Raw genomic sequence first — 18,670 nt, forward strand, 5'->3', positions numbered from 1 at the left:
TCAGGCCGCCTTCGCGAGCAAGCCCGCTCCCACAGTGGGATCATTGGAGTGTCAGGCAGATAGATGTCGACTGTTAGGCCGCCATCGCAGGCAAGCCAGCTCCCACAGTTTGACCGTGGGGTGTCAGATAGATAGGCGTCGGCTGTCAGGGCGCCATCGCAGGCAAGCCAGCTCCCACAGGTAATCGATGATGTTCTGGCGGACGAGTTATCGCCTGCCCGAGCGCGTACTCACATCCACCCACACCGCCAGCACCAAAATGCTGCCCTTGACGATCATCTGCCAGTAGCTGTCCACATCCAGCATCGACATGCCGTTATCCAAACTGGTAATCACCAACGCCCCCAACAACGCGCCATACACCGTGCCCGACCCACCGCGCATCGAAGTGCCGCCAATAAAGCACGCCGCGATGGCATCCAGTTCACCCATGTTGCCCGCCGACGGCGAACCCGCCGCCAGCCTCGCGGTGTTCACCAGGCCGGCCAGCGCACACATCACCCCCATGATGCCGAAAATCCACAGTTTCACCGCTTGCACATTGATGCCCGACAGCCGCGTGGCCTCCATATTGCTGCCCACCGCATACACCCGGCGGCCGAACACCGTCTGGTGCGTGACATAGCTGAACACCCCCAGCAACGCCAGCAACAGCAGCACCGGCACGGGGATGCCGTCGTAGCGGTTGAGGGTGGTGACAAAGCCTGCGAGCACCGCGCCAATCAGCACCACGCGCAGCGCATCGCGCAGCAGTGAGTGCGCCGCCAAGCCATGCAGCGCACGGTTGCGCCGTTGTTTCCAGGTGAGGAACAGCGTCAGGGCAAACAGCAACACCCCAAGCCCGATACCGACGCTGTGGGGCAAATACCCCTGGCCCACATACACCAGCGACGGCGACACCGGCGCAATGGTGGTGCCGCCGGTAATCCCCAGCAGAATCCCGCGAAACGCCAGCATCCCGCCCAGGCCGACAATGAACGAGGGGATGCGCAGGTAAGCAGTCATGTAGCCGTTGGCCAGGCCGATCATCAAGCCGCACAGCGCCACCAGGCTCAGGTTGGCCAATAGCGGCACGTGATAGACCACATCCAGAATCGCCGCCAGCCCGCCCAGCAATCCGAGTAGCGAGCCCACCGACAAGTCGATCTCGCCGCTGATGATCACCAACACCATGCCGCACGCCAATATCCCGGTGATCGACATCTGCCGCAGCAGGTTGGAGAGGTTGCGCGGGGTGAGAAAACCACCCTCGGTCTGCCAACTGAAAAACAGCCAGATGAACGCCACGGCGATCACCAGCGCGAGCATTTTGTAGCGGGTAAATAGGTGTTTGACCTGGTTCATCTACGCGGTCTTCCGATCATTATTGTTATGGCTGAGCGCAGCGGCGAGCACCTGTTCCTGGGTGAGCCCGTCATTGATGAAATCCCCGCGCAACTGGCCGTCGCCAATCACCAGCACGCGGTTGGACACGCCGAGCACTTCGGCCAGTTCCGAGGACACCATGATGATCGACACGCCTTCGGCCGCCAGTGCGCCCATCAGTTTGTAGATCTCGTACTTGGCGCCCACGTCCACCCCGCGCGTGGGTTCGTCGAGGATCAGCACCTTGGGCTTGGCCATCAGCATTTTCGCCAGCACAGCCTTTTGCTGGTTGCCGCCTGAGAGGCTGGTGATCGGCAGCGACGGGCTGGCGGTCTTGAGGTGCATGCGGCTGATTTGCTGGTCGATGCTGCCCAGTTCGGCCTCAGCGTCGATGCGGGTCATGTGCGCGTAGGTGTCGAGCACCGCCAGGGTGATGTTCTGGCCCACGCCCAGGTCGGGGATGATGCCTTGGCGCTTGCGGTCTTCGGGCACCATGCACAGCCCGGCGCGGATCGACTTGAGCGGCGTGCGCGTGTCGATCACCTGGCCCTCCAGCCACACCTCGGCGTTGTAGCGGCCGGGGTACGCGCCGAACAGCGCCGACACCAACTCTGTGCGCCCGGCGCCCACCAACCCGGCGATGCCGAGGATTTCGCCGCGCCTGAGCACAAAGGAGATATCGTCTACGCGCTTGCGCTTGGGGTTGTCGACGTCGTAGCAGGTGACGTTACGCGCCTCGAAGATCACCTCGCCCACGTCATGGGGCTCGGTGGGGTAGAGGTTGCTCATTTCGCGGCCGACCATCTGGGTGATGATCCTTGGGATGTCCATGTCTGCCATGGCAGTGGTCGCGATGTGCTTGCCGTCGCGAATCACCGCAATGGTGTCGCACACCGCCGCCACTTCATCGAGCTTGTGGGAGATGTACACGCAGGCCACGCCCTTGGCTTTGAGGCCCTTGATGATGTCCAGCAGCACCTCGATTTCGCCACGGGTGAGGGCCGAGGAGGGCTCGTCGAGGATCAACAGGCGCGCTTGTTTGTTCAGGGCCTTGGCGATCTCCACCAACTGCTGGTAGCCGCCGCCATACTGCGACACCGGCAGCGCCACGTTCATGTCCGGTACCTTGAGTTCACGCATCAAGGCTTCGGCGCGGTGCAGCATCGCCGGGTAATTCATGCGCCCGCCGGGCAAGGTCAGCTCGTGGCCCATGAAGATGTTCTCGGCCACCGACAGGTCGGGCACCAGGGTCAGTTCCTGGTGAATAATGACGATGCCGGCAGCCTCGGTTTCGCGGATGGACTGGGCCTTGAGCGGCTGCCCATCCCAGAGGATTTCCCCCTCCCAGGTGCCGTGCGGGTACACCGCCGAGAGCACCTTCATCAAGGTGGATTTACCCGCACCGTTCTCACCGCACAGGCCCACACACTCCCCAGGTTTGACCTTGATATCGATGCCGTTGAGGGCGTTGACACCGCCGAAGCTTTTGACGATGCCGTTCATTTGCAGCAGGTAGTCGGGCATTACTATTGCTCACACAAGGGCTGGCGACATTACTGTAGGAGCGAGCTTGCTCGCGAAAAACTCATAGACGACACGGGTTGCCTGATAGCGCTGCGTTATCGTTAACGTTTTTCGCGGGCAAGCCCGCTCCTACAGACCGATCTGCTCTTTGGTATAGAAACCGTCTTTTTCCAATACATCGATATTGGCTTTGGTCAGCGGCGTCGGGGTGAGCAGGATCGTGTCGACTTTCTTGCTGCCGTTGTCGTACTGCGAGCTGTAGGTCGGTTCTTCACTGCGCGCCAGTTGTACCGAAAGCTTGGCCGCTTCGGTGGCGATCAGCTTGAGTGGCTTGTACACGGTCATGGTCTGGGTGCCATCGATCACGCGCTTGATCGCCGCCAGGTCAGCGTCCTGGCCGGAGATCGGCACCTTGCCCGCCAGCTTCTGTGCGGCCAGGGCCTGGATCGCACCGCCGGCGGTGGCGTCGTTGGAGGCGACGATGGCGTCGATCTTGTTGTCGTTACGGGTCAGGGCGTTTTCGACGATGCTCAAGGCTTCGGTAGGGTTCCATTCCTTGACCCATTGCTGGCCGACGATCTTGATATCACCTTTGTCGATGGCCGGTTGCAGCACCTTCATCTGACCTTCGCGCAGCACCTTGGCGTTGTTGTCCGTCGGCGCGCCGCCGAGCAGGAAGTAATTGCCCTTGGGCGCCGCTTGCAACACACCGCTTGCCTGCATCTCGCCGACTTTTTCGTTATCGAAGGAAATATAGGCGTCGATGTCGGCATTGAGGATCAGGCGATCATAGGACACTACCTTGATCCCGGCCTTCTTGGCTTCGGCCACTGCGTTGGTCAGCACCGTGGCGTTGAACGGCACAATCACGATCACATCGACGCCCCGGGAGATCAGGTTTTCGATCTGGGCAATCTGCTTTTGCTCGTTAGCATCGGCAGACTGCACGAACACCTTGGCGTCGAGTTTTTCCGCGGCGGCGACAAAGTAATCACGGTCGCGTGACCAGCGCTCCAGGCGCAGGTCGTCGATGGAAAAACCGATTTTCGGGTGTGCCGGATCGGCCATCACCGGCAGGGCGAGCAGCGCCAGGGCTGCGGCGAGCAGGGCAGGTTTGAATGACTTCATGGTGGTGCGTCCTTTTATTGTTGTTGGAAAGACACAGCGTGGTGCGGGTTGAACTGTAGAGCGTCACTCGACGCTCTGTGCAGAGATTTGTCGTGCAAATGTCACCGATAGATAAACCGATTCACCACGCCTTCAAGCATCTCCTGGCGCCCGCTCACCGCCTGCGGGTTCAGCTCGTTGGCAAAGGCATGTTCAGCCAATGACTCCAGGCTGAATTCACCGGCCAACACCGCCTGGCCCAATGGCTGCTGCCAGCCGGCATAGCGCTGGTCCTTGAACTGCTGCAAGCGGTCGTCCTGCACCATCGCCGCCGCACGCTCCAACGCCAGGGCCAGCACATCCATGGCGGCGACATGCCCGTGGAACAGGTCCACCTCGTCGAGGCTCTGGCGGCGCACCTTGGAATCGAAGTTATAGCCGCCGTTCTTGAACCCGCCGGCCTTGAGGATTTCGTAGGTGGCCAGGGTCATTTCCTCGACGCTGTTGGGGAACTGGTCGGTGTCCCAGCCGTTCTGCGGGTCGCCGCGGTTGGCGTCGATGCTGCCGAAGATCCCCAACGACACGGCGGTGGCGATCTCATGATGAAAACTGTGCCCGGCCAGCGTCGCGTGGTTGGCCTCGATGTTCACTTTGATCTCATGTTCCAGGCCGTACTCATGCAGGAAGCCGAACACGGTGGCGCTGTCGTAATCGTATTGGTGTTTAGTCGGCTCCTGAGGCTTGGGCTCGATCAACAGGTCGCCCGTAAAGCCGATCTTGTGCTTGTGCTCCACCACCATGCGCATAAAGCGCCCGAGCTGTTCGCGCTCGCGCTTGAGGTCGGTGTTGAGCAAGGTTTCATAGCCTTCACGGCCACCCCACAGCACATAGTTGGCGCCCTTGAGCCGCAGCGTGGCATTCATCGCGCTGAACACCTGCGCGGCGGCGAAGGCGAACACCTCTGGATCTGGGTTGCTCGCCGCCCCGGCGGCAAAGCGCGGGTTGCTGAAGCAATTGGCGGTGCCCCACAGCAGCTTGATGCCGGTCTGTTCCTGATGGCGCTCCAGGTGATCGACCATCTGTGCGAAATGGTTGCGGTACTCCTTGAGCGAGCTGCCTTCCGGCGCTACGTCGGTGTCATGAAAACTGTAGTAGTCGATGCCCAGCTTGGAAAAAAACTCAAACGCCGCCTCGGCCTTGCCGATGGCCACCTCCATCGGATCGCCACTGCGCTGCCAAGGGCGTTTGAACGTCCCCATCCCAAACATATCCGCCCCTGGCCACACGAAGGTATGCCAATAACAGGCCGCCATGCGCAGATGCTCACGCATGGGCTTGCCGAGGATCAGCTTGTTGGCGTCGTAATGGCGAAAGGCGAGGGGGGATGCGCTGGCAGGGCCTTCGAAGCGAACCTTCTCGACACCGGGGAAGTACGGCATGGCGGTTTCCTTATTGTTCTGGGCGGTGGCTGGATACTAGCAACGGCACCTGGGGTGCCGATTATGAAAATCACCAAGGGGTAGTGCGATTTTGAGTGAAGGGCTCAGAACGGCTCAGGGAGTACATGATTTAGGGAAACGTCTGACTTTACGGTGGGGGTATGCCTCTTCAAAGTTCGAGTGTCAGCTAAGACCACCAATAAGGAAGACATCATGAACGCAACGCACTTTTCGCCATATACCAATGAAATGACGCCTGACTTACTCAATCAATTAAATAAATCACCCTTTACGGAGCAGCAGTTATCCAACTTCAATGAGCGCGCTTTGCAGCTCGTTAAGGATCAGCAGGCTTATTGCAACACTCACCCGCCTATTGCTATTTACCGAATTGCCGCCGAAGGCAGTCAGACCCGTAACGGTGGTGTCATCAAGAAAACCGCTTCGGGGCTTGAGTTCAGATTGGCCGACGGCTCGCAAGTACGTGCGGCACACAAGGGTGATTACGTGGAATATGCCGACGGCACTCAAGCGCCTATCGTGACAGGATCGGGCGAAGATAATGGCCATCTCGCGCTGGTAGGCAGTTATCTCAGCAATGGCGACCAGATTATTAATACGCCTCAAGACTCATCAATATTTATTGAACGTCAGGGCGTTCCACTGGCGGAAGACTTTCTACCGTCTATGAAGTAGCAGGGGCGCAATGCCCTGTTGAAAATATGCCGGGACGTCCGGAGCAGATTAAGGAAAAAACAATGAGCGTAGGTTATTTCATTGGCCTGGGTGATAAAACCACCTGTGGCGGGGAAGTGCTGGACGGCGATAAAAGAATCAATATACATGGCCTTTTCCATGCGTGCGAAGGTGACCGAGTTACCTGTGGCAAGGATGGCCAAACTTATAGGATCGTCGGTGGCATTTCCTTCATGAATAGCCATGGCCGGCTTATGGCCGGTACCTTGGATAGCTACAGTGACTGTCCCTGTAAAGCCGAGCTGGTGCCTTCGGTGTTTTCAGCCAAGTATCACAGCAGAGGTGGCTCGGTGGTGAGTGCCAACAGGCAAGCCGCCGAGAAGGTCCGGCCAACGACTCACTGGGCAGCGCCGTCTCAAAACGCTTACACACCGACAAGCCATTCGGCGCCGCCCGCATTTAACAACCTCTCGAGCCAGGATCCAGGTTTTTATATCGTGCCCAAAAGCATGACTCGCGAAGCACTGGAGGCCACGCTGTTTCCAATTCGCGACCCGGCTGTGATGCGCAAGTTTCAATCACTGAACCTCAATACAAGTCACGTCAAAGCCGGCTCAATGATCGTACTCAGCGATCCGAGCAATACCTCCTGCACCTACCAGGAAGCGCAATTGATGCAGGCCGCTCGGCAGGTCGATGCCTCCCTGGATGCCTTGACGCCAGACGAGGCCGACTTCCTGTTTCGCCACGGCGCCGAAATCGCAGGTTTCATCGGCCATACCTCAACCTGGCTCGGCGTGAGTGCGGTGGTGATGGAGAAGCACCTGAGTAATCTGCGCGACACACTCCAGGCGATGGAGCGCCTGCATCAGGAAAGCTATCGGCAGCACGGCCACCTTAGATCGCCGCAGTTCTTTGCTGATCGTCAGCGGCTGATGAACCAGCTGGATGCCCATTTGCTCAACTCCACCCGTTTGCGCGGGCAGACAACTTTGGGCGATCACCCGAAGTTGAAAACGGCCCTGGGTATTTCCAGCCGCAGCTTGGTGCATCACTGGGACAAGGCGGGTGGGCCGGGGCAGATTCCGGGGTATGCCGCCCATGTGGATGCGGTCAGTCGTGCCACGAAGTATATGAAGGCAGGTGGTTATATCGGTATAGGCCTTGGTGGGGTGTCTTCGTTGTTGGCTATTCAGCAGGTGTGTAATGGTGATTCTGGTGCGGTTTGCGAGAAGGTCAAGTTTACGGAAGTAGGAAAATTTGTGGGATCTGCTTCTCTTGGAACTTTGAGCGGGGTGATGGCGGGTGCTGCCAGCGGTTCTATTTGCATGGCGATCGGCGTAGCGACTGGAGGCATCGTCGGGGTTGTTTGTGTCGCGGCTATAGTGGGAGCAGGCGCATGGGTGGGTACGACAGGAGGAGGGATGGCTGGTGAGGCTATTGGAGAAAAACTCTACGAAGTTAATCAACCATGAGCAATATCGACACGTGGTCTCCGTGGGTTGCAATCGCTTTTCTGGGCGGCCCCATGCTGCTTGCAGCTTGGACTCTTGCATACAGCCTTTACCTGACCCATCGACATTTGGATGCCATAAAAGAGGCTTTAAAGAACAGCCGTTATATTTATATCTGGGGCCCAAGTCTCGGAAAACGAGGTTTGATTTGGTCTCTCTTGGAAATGGCGAAAATCACTGGAATGATAATGTGGCCAAAAGCTTCTCTCATTCTTGGAGAATTGGACCCAGTCGATCTGAAAAATTTTCCACCTTACTTAAAGCGTCGTCTCACCGTTAATTTGAAGATAATGATCATTGCCTTCATTTGGATGTTAATCGGCGTTGCACTGCTTAAGTTCAGGTAGTTTGAAGAGCGACAAACATGACTGTAAAGCCTCGGCATTACCAACCTCAGCCTGCCGCATCATTGGTTTCGGTTGGTACGCCGAGGTAAACCTCAGATCGAGGCACTGTTTATGCTAGCCAATTCTCCCTCCTACCCATTGAGAACCCCGACCCACCCGCCTAATCTGCACCCACCGGCCCCAGGACAAAAACAATGAAAACCCTACCGCCCGTGCACCGCATCGCCTTGCTCTTCAACGGCAGCAAAATCTACGACCGTGGCATCATCACCGGTATCGGCAATTACCTGAGCAGCACCCGCGCGTCCTGGGACTTGTTCCTGGAAGAGGATTTTCTCTGCCGTCTGCGCGGTATCGAGCGCTGGCAGGGCGATGGGATCATTGCCGACTTCGATGACCCGCTGATTGGCGAGGCGTTGGCCGGGAGCAAGCTGCCGGTGGTGGCAGTGGGTGGTTCTTATGAGGACGTCAGCGCGTACCCCAAGGGCATTCCCTATGTCGCGACCGATAACCACGCCTTGATGAAGCTGGCCTACGAACACTTGATCGAGGCCGGGCTGACGCGGTTTGCCTGTTTCAGCCTGCCCGAAGCCCAGGCCAATCGTTGGGCGCAGGAGCGTGAGAAAGCCTTTCGCGGCCTGGTGCAACGCGATGGCTTGCCGGTGGAGATCTATCGCGGCCTGGGCACCAGTGCGCCGTTGTGGGACAGCGCGGTGGAGCAGCAGATTGCCTGGCTGCACAGCCTGCCCAAGCCCATCGGTATTATCGCGGTCACCGATGCTCGTGCCCGGCAGTTGTTGCAAGCCTGCCTGACGGCGGGTATTGCGGTGCCGGAGGAGGTGGCGTTGATCGGGATCGACAACGACCCGCTGACCCGCACTCTGACGCGGGTGCCGCTGAGTTCGGTGATCCAGGGCACCGAGACCATGGGCCGTACCGCCGCGGCCTTGCTGCACCAGATGCTGCATGGCAAAGCCTGTGCCGGTACGCAGGTGCTGGTGCCGCCGGACGCGATCAACGTGCAAGCCTCCAGCCTGCATCAGCCTTTGGGTAACCCTTATGTGATGCAGGCTTTGTTGTTTATCCGCCAGTACGCGTGCCAGGGGATCAAGACCGACCAGGTCGCCGCCTATGTCGGCGTCTCACGCTCGTCGTTGGAAGCGCACTTTCGCAAGGTGCGCGGGTGCAGCGTGCATGACGAAATCCTGCGCTTCAAACTCGCGGCCGCCGCCAAGGGCCTGGAGAACCAGGACCTGGCCATCGCCGAAATCGCCGCCCGCTGCGGCTTCACCTCTGCGCAGTACCTGCATACGGTGTTTCGCCGCGAATTTGGGTGTACGCCGCGTCAGTATCAGCAGGGCGCGAGCTAGAACACCGCTTTGACCTGCAAGCCCAGCACCAGCGCATTGTCGATGCTCTCCCCGGAAAACGCTCCCGGCTCGATGATGTATTGCACATCCGGGCGCAAGGTCAGCCAAGGCGTGGCCTGGTAGCCATAACTGAGTTCGATCAACTGTTCAGCCGTGTCCAAGTCGGGGTAGGCCGTGCCGGCATTGAACGCTGCCAGCTCCTGCACATCGCGGCTGCGCGGGTTCGGTACCGCACGGCCATAGCCCAGGGCGACGGTATCGCGCGGGCGACCTTCGAACGGCTTGTACAGCACCACGCCCGCGCCATACCACTTGGTGAACGGCGAAGCCGCTTGGCTGGCGGCAGAGTACTGGCCGAAGGCATGCAGGCTGCGGCCTTGGGATGATGGGGAAGCCCACACAGCCTGGTCGATCAAGAGGTAGTGACCGCCACGTCCGCTGACGTCCTTGTTGCTGCCAATGCGTTTTACATCGGAACTGTCGTAGTAATACCCGAGCTTGTATTCACCGGGCAATGCGCCCGCATGCTTGTAGATAAGCTCGATGGGCACCACGGTGCCGGTGGTGTGCTTGGGCCCCAGGTGCCAGGCACGGCTGGAGTTGCCGTTGCTGGACGGGTCGACATTGAACGCCGCCACGCGCAGTTGCCAGTTGGGCGAAAAGTCGTATTTCACCCGGGCACCGAGGTGCGCGTTCGGGTAGTTGGCCCAACCGCTGCCGCCGGACATGTTCAGCGGATGCCCGCAGAAGCCGGCGTTCATGAAGTTGCACAGGATGCCGCTGTCCAGGCCACCGAGGTCATTGCCCATGGCCATATAGCCGAGCTTGACGTTCAGCGCCGGCGTGAACAGGGTGCGCTCGTAGCTCAGTTCGGTGAGGCGCGTGTAGAGGCCACCGTAGTTTTCCTGGATCGGCAGGCGGTTGCCCACCAGGTCCTCGGAGGCGCTGTTGCCGCGTCGGTCGTTGATGGTCAGCTGGATGCGGTCGCCGTTGGTGAAGCCGTAAAGCTTGCCCAGGTCGAACTGCACGCCGAGCTTGACGTTTTGCGAGTAGCGCGCCGAACGGTGCTGGCCGCCGTGGGCGTTGTAGGCGGTCTCGCCGCTGTAGTCGCCGGTAAAGCGCACACCTTGCGCGTCGAGTTCGCGGCGCAGGCCGCCCCAGTCGCCGGTCAGGGTGGTGTCGTCGGCTTGAACGGGCAGGGCGGCCGCAAAGGCCAGGCCCAGCGCCAGGCGCCAGGCGGTATGAGGAGTAGGGGTCATGGGGGATCTTTCCAAACACAAAGCGCGGTGCCGGAGCACCGCGCGAACAGAGGGCGGTTACGGCAGGGCGTAGGCGATCACGTAGTCGCCACGGTCGGTGGACTGGCGTGCGCCGCCGGCGGTGACGACGATGTATTGCTTGCCGGTTTTGGGCGACACGTAGGTCATCGGGCCACCCTGGCTGCCGACGGGCAGGCGGGCTTTCCAGATTTCATCGCCATTGCCGCTGTTGAAGGCGCGCAGGTAGAAGTCCTGGGTGCCGGCAATAAAGATCAGGCCGCCTTGGGTGGACAGCGTACCGCCCAGGGTCGGCAGGCCAACCTTGATGGGCAGGTGCATGCGGATACCCAGGGGGCCGGTGTCTTCAACGGTGCCCACCGGTACTTGCCAAGCGACCTTTTGCGTCTTCATGTCGATGGCGGTCAAGGTGCCGAATGGCGGCGCCTGGCACGGAATGCCGGCCACCGACAGGAAGCGGTTTTTGTTCACCGCGTACGGCGTGCCCTTGAGCGGCACGGCGCCCATGCCAGTGTTCAGCGCTTCACCACCGGAAGAGGCCTGGGCTTTGTTCTGCGACGGTATCATCTGGATCCACAGGCCCAGGCGCATGTCGTTGACGAAGATAAAACCGTGCACCGGGTCGGTGGAAATGCTGCCCCAGTTCATGCCGCCCAGGGAACCCGGGAAGCTCAGGGATTTATCGGTGCCCGGCGCCGTGTACAGGCCGTCGTAGCGCATGCCCTTGAAGTCGATGCGGCACAGCAACTGGTCATACGGCGTGGCGCCCCACATGTCCGATTCGGTCAGGGTTTGCGCGCCGATCTGCGGCATGCCCACGGATTTAGGCTGGGTGAGGGAATACGGCTCGTTGGGAATGTTCGCGGCTTTGACCGGCACTTCCTGCACGTCTGTCAGTGGCTTGCCGGTGGCGCGGTCGAGCACATAGATCTGCCCGGCCTTGGTGCCGATGACCACGGCCGGTACAGCTTTGTCGCTGCCTGGCGGGGTGAAGTCGATCAGGCTTGGCTGCATTGGCAGGTCGAAGTCCCAGAGGTCGTTGTGGACTGTCTGGTAGACCCACTTCTCGGCACCGGTGGAGGCGTCGAGTGCCAGCACCGAAGCGCCGTATTTGTGGTTGAGCTGGGTGCGTTCCACGCCGTAGATATCGGTGGACGAGCTGCCCATCGGCAGGAAGACCGTGTTCATCAGCGGGTCGTAAGACATCGGCGCCCAGCTGTTCGGGGTGCTGCGCACGTAGGTGGCGTCGCCCGTCGGGGCCTGCTTGTCTTCAGGGTTGCCTGGGTCGAACGCCCAGCGCATTTGACCCGTGATCACGTCAAAGCCACGGATCACGCCACCGGGCATATCGGTCTGCACGTTGTCTGCCACGCGACCGCCGACTACGACGGTGGTGCCGGCCATCAGCGGCGCTGAAGAGAGTTGGTAGTAGCTGTCCGGCACATTGCCCAGGCCAGCTTTGAGGTCTACCTGGCCATGGGTGCCGAAGTCTTCGCAGAACTTGCCGGTGTCGGCGTCTACGGCGATCAGGCGCGCATCAATGGTGTTGGTCAACAGGCGACGCTGGCACTGTGCACCGGCAGGCACGCTGGCGGCCAGGATCGGCGAACTGTTGGGCTGGGTCGGCTGGGCAATCGGCGCGCTGGCGTCGAAATACGCCATGCCCCGGCAACGCTGCCACACTGCCGATTTGGCGTTGACTTCGTTCTTCCACAGTTCTTTGCCGGTGTCGGCATCCAACGCGATCAGGTTGTTGTGCGGGGTGCAGATAAACACTTTGTTGCCAATCTGCAGGGGCGTCAGCTGGTCTTCGGCACCGTTGCCGTCGCTGATGGCCACGTCGCCGGTGTGGTAGGTCCAGGCGACTTTGAGCTTGTCGATGTTGTCGCGGTTGATCTGGTCCAGCGCGGCGAAACGGCTGCCACCTTCGGTATTACCGTAGTGCGCCCAATCTTTCTGCGCATCGGCTGCAGCCACCGGGGTCATGCCCGGGCCTGCACCAGTGGGCTTAACGCTTGGGTGCGCAACAAACATATTGCCCGCGGCCACCGCCACGCCCAGCGCCAACACGGCGGCGACGCCATAGGCACCCCGCGCCGGTTTTCCGGCCAGCAACGGATACACCAGCGCGACCACCACGCCGATCACCGCGAACATGAACAGTCGCGAGAACAGCGGCCAGTATTCCAGGCCCACGTCGGCCACTGCCCACACGGCGGTAGCCAGCAGAAACGCGGCGAACAACCAGGCGCCGGCAGGTTTGCAGCGGGCAATCAGCAGCCCGGAAATGGCCATGACCACGCCGCCGAGCAGGAAGTACCAAGAGCCTCCCAGGCTGACCAGTTTGGCGCCGCCGACGGCCAGCGCAAGGCCGAGCAGGGCGATGACGACGCCCAGGCCCAGGAGTAAGAATCTAGAGACGCCAGCGGCGCGCGATGCTCGTTTCATGTCGAATGGACTCGAGTGAGAGAGGGCAAAGACGCGATTTTAGCAAGATAAGTAACCGGTTAGTACATTTGAGTCCTGCAATAGACTGTTGCAGGTACTGCGATGATGGCCAGGGCCGCCTCTGAGGCGGCATAGATGGACCCGGCGACGCGTACCCTGTGGCGAGGGAGCAAGCTCCCTCGCCACAGCATCAGAACTTGAAACGCCCCACCAGCCCATTGAGCTGGCCGGAAATATCAGTCAACCGTCCGGACCCGGTCTGCGCCGAATGCGCAAAGCCTTCCACCAACTGCGCGTCGGCGTGGATCTGCGCGATATGCCGGTTGATCTCTTCGGCCACCTGGTGCTGCTCTTCGGCGGCGGTGGCGATCTGGGTGTTCTGGTCGCGAATCGAGTCCACCGAACCACGGATCTTGTCGAAGCTATCGCGGGCCTGCTGGATGCGCGCAACGCTCGTGTTGGACACCAGCAAGCTGCCTTGCATCTGCTGGGTGACTTCCTGGGTGCGGCGGGCGAGGTTGCCCAGCAGGCTGTCGATTTCGCCGGTGGAGTCGGCGGTGCGACGCGCCAATGCACGCACTTCATCGGCCACCACCGCAAAGCCGCGGCCCTGGTCGCCAGCGCGGGCGGCTTCGATTGCGGCGTTGAGCGCCAGCAGGTTGGTCTGTTCGGCAATCGAACGGATGGTGTCGAGGATGGTGTTGATGTTCTGGCTGTCTTGCTCGAGCAACTGCATGGTCTGTGTGGATTTTTGCAGGTCTTCGCTAAGCTTGAGCACGCTGCCGGTGGCTTCGCCGATGTGCTGCTGGCCGGTGTGCACGTCGCGATAGCCCTCATCGGCACTCGTGGCGGCGGCGCTGCATGAGCGCGCGACTTCGTTGGCGGTGGCAACCATCTCGTTGAACGCGGTGCTCACCAGTTCCACGGCTTCGCGCTGGCGGCCGGCGGCCTGGTTCATATTATTGGCCACGGCGCTGGTGTCGGCGGCGGCGGTTTGCAGGTCTGAGGAGGCGTTGCCGATGCGCTGCACCAGTTGCGCGATCATGCTCAGGAACTGGTTGAACCAGCCGGCCAGGCTGGCGGTTTCGTCCTTGCCTTGCACTTTGAGCTGGCGCGTGAGGTCGCCTTCACCTTCGGCGATTTCCTGCAGGCCGTCGGCCACACCGCGAATCGGGCGCACGATCACACGGGCGAAACTGGCGCCGACGATGGCGAACACCACGGCCAGTACGGCGGCAATCGCCGCGATCAACCACGTCAGGCGGGTGGCACCGGCCATCACTTCGTCACGCTTGATCAGGCCGATAAAGCGCCAGCCCAGGTCTTTGGAACTGACCACGTTAGCCATGTAGGCCACACCGTCGATGCTCACCTCGGTCACGCCATCGCCGTGCTTGGCCAGTTCGGCGTAGTTCGCGCCCAGGCCCGCCAGGGGCTTGAAGTTGTGCGTGGCATCGCTGGGGTCCACCAGCACGTTGCCGTCGGCTTCCACCAGCATCAGGTAGCCGCTGTCGCCCAGCTTGATGGTGCGCACCAGCTCGGTGAGTTGCTTGAGCGATACGTCCAGGCCGACCACTCCAAGGATATTGCCCGTGGCATCCGCGACGGTGCGCACGGTGCCGATCAGCACCACGTCGTCCGGGGCCCAGTAGTAGGCGCCTGTGCGCACGGTCTTGCCCGGCGCTGCGATGGCGGCCTGGTACCAGGGGCGGGTGCGCGGGTCGTATTGCGTCAGTTTGGCGTCGTCCGGCCAACTGGCGTAGCCGCCATCGCTCAGGCCCAGGGACAGGTAGGCGGTGCTGGGGTGGCTTTTGGCGAACTGATCGAAAATCGCCAGCAGTTCTGTATTGGTTGGCGTAAGCGGGATTTGCGCGGCATCGGCGCCGGCATAGCTTTTGAGGTTCTTGGCCGCGATCACGCGCGGGTCCTTGGCGACGAAGTCGACATTCTGGCTGATGCCGTCGAAAAACTGCTGCATGCCATTGTCGATCTGGCGGATCTCGCGGCCGCTGCTGTCGAGGAAGTTGGCCAGCGCACCCTCGCGCAGATTCAGCACCACGATAATGGCGACCAGGATGACCGGCACGCACGCGATGGCCGCAAACGCCCATGTCAGCTTCTGCTTGATATTCATGACTTCACCCGCGGGTATTTATAGTTTTGGCAAGGGGAGAAAAATTAGTGCTGCGTGTCGCAGGCGTTTTTGTGAGAGGCGAGGCCATGCGTACCCTCGGTATATCGGCCGAGGGCGCAGGCACTTGAGCAGGGGTAATCAGGCGATCGGGTCACCGACCAGGGCATCGCGGCGCATCGACTGCAGGTTCTTCTCGATGGTCTCGCAGATGCTTTCCATCTGGATCTGGTGTTCGCTGGAATTGAACGGGCTTTGCAGGTCAGTGCCGATGCGTTCGATGGCCAGCAGCATGAAGCCCACGACCGTGGAGGCCAACGGCGTGAACCAACCGAGGGACTCCACCAGGCCCACCGGCACGATCAGGCAGAACAACGAAATGAATAGCCGCGGGAAGTACACGTAAGGGTAGGGCAGTGGCGTGTTGGCAATCCGCTCCATGCCGCCCTGGGCGTTGGAGAGGTCCACCAGGGTCGACTCCAACCGTGCCAGGCGAATACTGTCCAGGCGCCCGGCCTGGTATTCGCGCGCCAGCAACGAGGCCGAGCCGGTGAGGATGTCATTGGCGAAGTTATTGGTGGCGCCGTTGCGGGCAAATTCTTCGGCGGGGATAAAAGCTCGCACTTCCTCGGGGCACGGCTGGCCCTTGAGGTGCGCAGCCAGGCAATTGACGTAAGCCACGTGACGGCGCAACAGCGTCGACTTCACCGGGTTCACCTCACCGGGGGCGTCATCGAGCAGGGTCAACACTTGTCGGGCAAAACTGCGCGAGTTGTTGACCATCGCGCCCCACAACGTGCGTGCTTCCCACCAGCGGTTGTAGGCGCTGCTGTTGCGAAAACTGATCAGCACCACCAGTGCTGAGCCCAGCAAGGTCAGGGGCATCAGCGGCAAATTGATCTTGGCGGTGAGAAACAGCATGAAGTCCACCGTCACTGCCACATCCCACAACAACAGCCAGAACAACGCCCAGCCCACATAGCCCATGGTCTTGATGATCAGGCGGTATTTCTTCAGAAGGGCAGCTTTCAAACGAGAACCTCGCGGCGGGCGGTTGGCAACAATCCCTGTTACGACGCCGTCGAGAGGGGAAGGTTCGCAGCGTGCTGAATCGATTAGTCCTCTAACCGCCAGGCGGAGTGAATGTAACCAAAGGTTGCGCGCAACTGTGTGCGGCCGTGGCGTTTGATGTGGAACAACTTTGGTACTGATGACGTCTTGTCCGGCAATCGCTGTACATTGCGTTCGAGGCGAAAAGCCATTAATGGCAGGATTATTGAAGTGATTTGTTTTGGAGCCGGGCTGCAGGGATTTCGTAGCTGAGATCAGTGGCATCAAGTTGGATGATCAGGGCTCTTTCATGCGTGTCAGTTCGTTGAAGTTGGCTATGTGTAATACCGCGCAAGCGCTCGAACGTCATAAGGATTTTGAATCGTGCATGAGAGCGCATTACCACGTGCTGCTCGTGCCCTATTCGAGACGACCGTTTTTCTACAAGAGTGCCCTTAAATACAGCCGCTTGATGGTGTCGTTCGCATTATTGAGCCAATACTTTTCCACACCGCTGCCGTTGTTGGCAGAAGTTAAAGCCTTGTGCGTAACGCGCAAGTATTGCTCGAAAAACAGCCTGGAATCGATCTTTTTGCTGTTCCAGGCCCTGGGCTTCATGGAGGTTGCGCCGCACCCCGAAGACAGTCGCTTCAGGGTCTATGCGCCCTCGGATGAAGCCTGCCGCGAAGCGCGGTTGATGCTCACCGCCCTCACTGAGTCGTTGGCGCTGCTCTACCCCGAGAGGGAAGTGTACCGGCAGATGCGCGACCTGGATGACCGCGAGTTCCTGGCGCTCTATTTCAAGGGTTTTGCCATGATTCTCGCGGCCGAGTTGACGGTGGATGTCTTGCTGCCCGAATGTTATTGGCTGGTGAAGCGCGACGCCGGCCATCTGTTGATGCTGGCGATCTACAACGACGCCTTTGCCCCCGAGAACGACCGCGCCACCTTCCGGTCGTCTTCCTACCTGGCCTTGGCCAAGCAACTTTCCGTGTCCAAGACCCACATTATCCGTATGGTGCAGGAGGGGGTTGAAAAGGGTTATTTCAAAGCCCACTCCAAAACCCGGCTGGAAGTTCTGCCACCCTTTGCCAGCCTGGTAAAGCGGTTCATGGCCTTTTCATTTGCGATGGGCCTGCATGCTATTGAGATGGGAGCGTAAGGATGCCTGCTAACTTGAAGTTGCGGCCCAGAATGCGCAGTTTGTTGTCACCTGCGGTGGCCCAGGCCGAATGGGTAGGCATTATTGCCTGGTTCGGCATGCTCCTGATTCCTCCGGCCTTGAAGTTGGACCTTTATATGTTGGCCATCACGGTCGGCCTGCTGATTGTTTGCCGGGTACATGCCACCACCGCGAACTTCCTGTTCTGGCGAGTGCTGGGGGTCATTTATATGGTGTTGTTGTCCGTCGGCTTCGCGTATCTGATTCATTTGAACGAAGAGTTGCGTATCTACGGCTTGCCGTTGGCCGTGACCCTGGTGGTGGGCAGCGCCATCTTGTTTATCAGTGTCCAGGATTATCTGGTCGATGCGCTATTGATCTGGCTGATCCTATGGCCGCCCATGCAGGCGGATATAGAGGCTGGCAATGAGGTGTATTTGCTGCTGTTCTGCGCGGCATCGGTGTCCATCGGGTTTATCTTGAGTTACTCCTACTTGAAGAATCTGCGTTCGGTATTGCTGGTGGAAAGCGAGTTTCGCGCCTTGGCCGAGACCGACTACCTGACCTCCATTCTCAACCGGCGCGCCTTTATGCAGAGCTTCGAGAAGTTGCTGGCCGGGGAGCAGGGCGGCTACTTCATCATGTTGGATATCGACAGTTTCAAAGAAAAAAACGACCTGTATGGCCACGACGTCGGGGACAAAATCCTGCGCGCCATGGCCCTGTGCCTGAAAAACGCCAAAGGCAGCCACAGCTTCGGGCGGATCGGCGGGGAAGAGTTCGGCGTGTTATTGCAGGGCGACGATGTGGACGTAGCCTGTGATTACGCCCTGGACTTGTTGCAGGCGATCCGCAGCAGTGTGCCCGCGCCCCACCATTACACCTGCAGTGCGGGGATGGCGCGTTTTTCGCCGGGCGACGAGTTATCGGCCGTGCTCAAGATGGCGGACAAGAACCTGTACGGCGCCAAGCGCAATGGCAAGGACTGCGTGCACCTGGACGGCGCGCTGCTAAAGGCGATCTTGTCTTGAGGCTTGCCGTCCAGTGCATAGGTATCTACACAACTTCGAGGCGACGCTGGACCTGTGGCGAGGGAGCTTGCTCCCGTGACGGCCTGACAGCCGATGCCAATCTACCCTGACACCCTGCGATCAACCTGTGGGAGCGGGCTTGCTCGCGAAGACGGCCTCACAGTCGACACCGTTATACCGAGTACATATCCATTCCTGCGGTAACGGCC

The 18,670-nt window shown here is 60.1% G+C and carries 13 protein-coding genes and 2 pseudogenes; 6 read left to right on the forward strand and 9 right to left on the reverse strand.

Annotated features, from left to right (window positions below; all coding sequences use genetic code 11):
* Positions 1 to 207 precede the first annotated feature (207 nt).
* The 4 genes from A7K61_RS25870 to xylA form a co-directional block, all read right to left on the reverse strand.
* Entirely contained in the window at positions 208 to 1,344 is a 1,137-nt protein-coding gene (locus A7K61_RS25870; RefSeq protein ID WP_056784157.1) for a sugar ABC transporter permease, read from the reverse strand.
* Complete coding sequence (xylG, locus tag A7K61_RS25875; RefSeq protein WP_069558641.1) at positions 1,345 to 2,889, reverse strand: D-xylose ABC transporter ATP-binding protein; 1,545 nt, start codon at positions 2,887 to 2,889, stop codon at positions 1,345 to 1,347.
* A gap of 129 nt (positions 2,890 to 3,018) precedes the next feature.
* Positions 3,019 to 4,017: a D-xylose ABC transporter substrate-binding protein gene (xylF, locus tag A7K61_RS25880; protein WP_047710596.1), complete on the reverse strand. Its 999-nt coding sequence runs from the start codon at positions 4,015 to 4,017 to the stop codon at positions 3,019 to 3,021.
* A gap of 101 nt (positions 4,018 to 4,118) precedes the next feature.
* Positions 4,119 to 5,435 carry a xylose isomerase gene (gene xylA, locus A7K61_RS25885; protein WP_047710597.1) on the reverse strand — a complete coding sequence of 439 codons (1,317 nt, stop codon included), beginning with the start codon at positions 5,433 to 5,435 and terminating at the stop codon, positions 4,119 to 4,121.
* Positions 5,436 to 5,648: 213 nt separating this feature from the next.
* Between xylA and A7K61_RS25890 the strand changes: the two genes are divergently transcribed.
* The 4 genes from A7K61_RS25890 to A7K61_RS25905 all read left to right on the forward strand — a co-directional run bounded on the left by A7K61_RS25890 (position 5,649) and on the right by A7K61_RS25905 (position 9,362).
* Positions 5,649 to 6,131, forward strand: coding sequence for a hypothetical protein (locus tag A7K61_RS25890; RefSeq protein ID WP_069558642.1), 483 nt, complete (start codon positions 5,649 to 5,651; stop codon positions 6,129 to 6,131).
* Between the two features lie 62 nt (positions 6,132 to 6,193).
* Positions 6,194 to 7,606 (forward strand): PAAR domain-containing protein, encoded by a 1,413-nt coding sequence (locus A7K61_RS25895; protein ID WP_069558643.1) that lies wholly within the window; start codon positions 6,194 to 6,196, stop codon positions 7,604 to 7,606.
* Positions 7,603 to 7,992, forward strand: a complete 390-nt coding sequence (locus A7K61_RS25900) for a hypothetical protein (protein ID WP_069558644.1) — start codon at positions 7,603 to 7,605, stop codon at positions 7,990 to 7,992. The genes A7K61_RS25895 and A7K61_RS25900 overlap by 4 nt, the downstream gene beginning before the upstream one ends.
* Positions 7,993 to 8,186: 194 nt before the next feature.
* Positions 8,187 to 9,362, forward strand: coding sequence for a XylR family transcriptional regulator (locus tag A7K61_RS25905; protein WP_069558645.1), 1,176 nt, complete (start codon positions 8,187 to 8,189; stop codon positions 9,360 to 9,362).
* On the opposite strand, the gene A7K61_RS25910 is transcribed toward A7K61_RS25905, so the two are convergent.
* The 5 genes and pseudogenes from A7K61_RS25910 to A7K61_RS25925 all read right to left on the reverse strand — a co-directional run bounded on the left by A7K61_RS25910 (position 9,359) and on the right by A7K61_RS25925 (position 16,250).
* Positions 9,359 to 10,621, reverse strand: a complete 1,263-nt coding sequence (locus A7K61_RS25910) for a carbohydrate porin (RefSeq protein WP_047710599.1) — start codon at positions 10,619 to 10,621, stop codon at positions 9,359 to 9,361. The genes A7K61_RS25905 and A7K61_RS25910 overlap by 4 nt on opposite strands.
* A gap of 57 nt (positions 10,622 to 10,678) precedes the next feature.
* Entirely contained in the window at positions 10,679 to 13,087 is a 2,409-nt protein-coding gene (locus A7K61_RS25915; RefSeq protein WP_069558646.1) for a glucose/quinate/shikimate family membrane-bound PQQ-dependent dehydrogenase, read from the reverse strand.
* 190 nt (positions 13,088 to 13,277) lie between these two features.
* Positions 13,278 to 13,814 (reverse strand): annotated as a pseudogene (locus tag A7K61_RS34310) (methyl-accepting chemotaxis protein); the annotation flags it as partial.
* A 327-nt stretch (positions 13,815 to 14,141) separates the two neighbouring features.
* Positions 14,142 to 15,221 (reverse strand): annotated as a pseudogene (locus A7K61_RS34315) (cache domain-containing protein); the annotation flags it as partial.
* A 138-nt stretch (positions 15,222 to 15,359) separates the two neighbouring features.
* Positions 15,360 to 16,250, reverse strand: coding sequence for a bestrophin family protein (locus tag A7K61_RS25925; protein WP_003190542.1), 891 nt, complete (start codon positions 16,248 to 16,250; stop codon positions 15,360 to 15,362).
* A 328-nt stretch (positions 16,251 to 16,578) separates the two neighbouring features.
* Here A7K61_RS25925 and A7K61_RS25930 point away from each other — a divergent pair, with 328 nt between their 5' ends.
* The gene (locus A7K61_RS25930; RefSeq protein ID WP_171905495.1) at positions 16,579 to 17,430 is read left to right on the forward strand and encodes a hypothetical protein; all 852 of its coding nucleotides are present in this window, start codon (positions 16,579 to 16,581) and stop codon (positions 17,428 to 17,430) included.
* Positions 17,431 to 17,432: 2 nt separating this feature from the next.
* A complete protein-coding gene (locus A7K61_RS25935) occupies positions 17,433 to 18,461 on the forward strand; it encodes a GGDEF domain-containing protein (protein WP_047710603.1) in 1,029 nt (342 codons plus the stop codon).
* Positions 18,462 to 18,670 lie beyond the last annotated feature (209 nt).

Source organism: Pseudomonas sp. AP42 (assembly GCF_001728935.1).
GTDB lineage: Bacteria > Pseudomonadota > Gammaproteobacteria > Pseudomonadales > Pseudomonadaceae > Aquipseudomonas > Aquipseudomonas lactis.